Genomic DNA, 1,126 nt, shown 5'->3' on the forward strand with positions numbered 1-1,126 from the left:
TATAGCTTATTTTGCATATTTATCAAGTAAAAAAACCTCCCGAAGGAGGTTTGTTAAATTACCACGCTGGCGCATTAAACCATTTAGGATTCACACCCATTCTTGCACCAGTTGAAAAATTGATCGTTCTACAATATTGATCAACCAATGGTGTGCCACACTTGGTTTTGAAATCGAATCCAATACTAACCTTTCGAGCTAATACATTGGATTCCATGATGTACTGATGAAAATAAATGAAATCATTTGGAGCTACTAACTCTAACGCTTTCCAAACATTGTTCATAGCGCCATTCTGAGCAAGAATTGCCTCTGTCATTTGGCGTATCAACTCATAATCATCTTTATCAAACAGCGAACCCTGTTTTTCTGTCTGACTATACAAAGCAATTAAGTGATGAATATATTCCACAGCGACAGGGATTTCATCATAAGGAATCTCATCAATGTGTTTTACGTTGAAACGCTGATGAACGAGTTTGTATGCATCGCTATAGTTTAAATGCTTAGTTTTAGCTACGAGCATATTTACAGCATTAGTTAGGGGTTCGCGTTCTTCTTTGGTTGATCGAGGGTTTACAGCAACACCCTTAGTCCAATAATCCCAAAGTACATCGTCGCATTCTTCTTGATACTTAATTACGGTATCTCGAAGTTCGGGTTTTACCTTATTTGGGCTAATGGAGTTAAGCCAAGCAAATAATTTACGAAGTGGAATGCAGAGCATTTCTTGCAAATCACCCAAAGTTGGTATAACGATTTTCGTTACACCCCATCTGTTAGGGGTATGCTCATCTTGAGCATACCCTGTCATTAGCTTTCTATATTGAGTTGTCCAGCTCAGCCCCATGCCATCAACAATAGGCTTCATGGGTGTATACGGTTGCCCTTCAAATTCCACAATATATAGCTCAGCATTGTGGAAAGGTACTGCGATTTGAGTTAAACTTGTCATGTGTTTACATCCTTAAGTGATGGCAACTAGACCTTGCATTTGATTGGTAGTCGGGCAAGGTTTTTTTGTGCCTGTTGATTTCATGCTTTCGCACTCTCTATTTCATTTTTCATTTGCTTAACCGCATGGTTAATTAAATAATTCACTGGTCTTTCATACTCCTGACCAAGC

General features: G+C 38.6%; 1 protein-coding gene. It reads right to left on the reverse strand.

The genetic code is table 11. The features are described from left to right. Positions 1-58 precede the first annotated feature (58 nt). Positions 59-955: a phage antirepressor N-terminal domain-containing protein gene (locus ACG9ZL_RS20990; RefSeq protein WP_419361837.1), complete on the reverse strand. Its 897-nt coding sequence runs from the start codon at positions 953-955 to the stop codon at positions 59-61. Positions 956-1,126: the final 171 nt, after the last annotated feature.

This window comes from Acinetobacter legionensis (genome assembly GCF_048551735.1).
Taxonomy (GTDB): Bacteria; Pseudomonadota; Gammaproteobacteria; order Pseudomonadales; family Moraxellaceae; genus Acinetobacter.

Excerpts from the sequence above, each read along its gene's own strand:
- ACG9ZL_RS20990 (WP_419361837.1), bottom strand. The coding sequence starts at position 955 with ATGACAAGTTTAACTCAAATCGCAGTACCTTTCCACAATGCTGAGCTA.